This window comes from Desulfobacterium sp. N47 (genome assembly GCF_051233685.1).
In the GTDB taxonomy this organism is placed as follows: domain Bacteria; phylum Desulfobacterota; class Desulfobacteria; order Desulfobacterales; family RPRI01; genus RPRI01.
The window spans coordinates 1-1,133 of record NZ_JBAMMY010000020.1 but is presented as its reverse complement, the minus strand read 5'-3'; the positions used below and the strand labels follow the sequence as shown (position 1 = coordinate 1,133).

2 protein-coding genes are annotated in these 1,133 nt (G+C 39.4%); both read left to right on the top strand.

The window, feature by feature from the left end; genetic code table 11:
* The first annotated feature begins 316 nt into the window (after positions 1-316).
* Entirely contained in the window at positions 317-526 is a 210-nt protein-coding gene (locus VXK47_RS00540) for an addiction module protein (protein ID WP_435546822.1), read from the top strand.
* The gene (locus VXK47_RS00535; RefSeq protein ID WP_435546821.1) at positions 523-819 is read left to right on the top strand and encodes a type II toxin-antitoxin system RelE/ParE family toxin; all 297 of its coding nucleotides are present in this window, start codon (positions 523-525) and stop codon (positions 817-819) included. The genes VXK47_RS00540 and VXK47_RS00535 overlap by 4 nt, the downstream gene beginning before the upstream one ends.
* Positions 820-1,133: the final 314 nt, after the last annotated feature.

The following is a 1,133-nucleotide window of genomic DNA, read 5'->3' as shown; positions in this document are numbered from 1 at the left end:
CATTCCAGATATATTGATAAATAACATGATACCTGGAAAGGTAAAAATATATTATTGCAATTATCTTGTCAACAGAATATATATGGCTATATCAAATTCAAATTATTATCGGCAGTTAAAAAAAGATATTTTACTTAAAGAAATAAGCTTTTGAACAAATCTTAGCCGTTAATTTTTTGTCAAAAATTATAATTTTATTTCTATAACTTTATGGTGATCTTACGAAATTACAACATCACTGGGTCTGGATAATAACTTGTTATGTTCTGAACATTCCAATCGATATGTTGCTACGATATGAATGGAGGATTTAAAGATGATAGCCAACTTACGCACTCTCCCGATAGTCGAACGAATACGACTGGTGGAAGATCTATGGGACAGTATAGCTGCTGATCAGGTGGTGTTACCGATAACGGATGAACAAAGGGCCGAGCTTGATCGGCGTTTGGATGCTTACGAATCGGATGGAATCAAAGGCCGCGTGGCCAGTGAAGTGATAGCAGATATTAGGAAACGATTGTGAGTTATAGGGTACATCTTCGGCCAGACGCGGAAACGGATATTGAGGAGGCTGCAACATGGTATGAGAAGCAACGTAAAGGTCTCGGCGATGAGTTCCTTGATGAAGTCCTAAGTGTATTCGAAACAATTTCAGACAATCCGCATATGTATGCTGTAGTTCACCGGCACACCCGCCGCGCTATAATTCATCGGTTTCCGTTCGGAATCTATTATCGAATAGAGGAAGAGTCGCTCGTGGTCGTTGCAGTTATGCATGGTAGTCGCCATCCAAAGCGGTGGCAACAAAGAACATAACCAGTCACTGCACCTGACCGCCAACAGCTCGGCGGTTTTTGAAATGCTCTGCCCCGCATCAAAGCAGGTGGTTATTCAAGGTTCAGTGCTCCGCAGTGTTGGCGGCAGGTGAGCTTGGTCGTTATGGTAATTAATCAATGATATCAAAGCAAGAATCCTTTGTTAAAACATTATGATCAACGACAATTATTATTTCCCTTCGGCGACAATTAAAATTCCCGTTTTCATATTATCTTAACCTATTTATTTTAAATAAATATCTTGCATAATAAATTCTTTCAGATATTTTATTTTCGTCTTTCCGGAGGATAGGG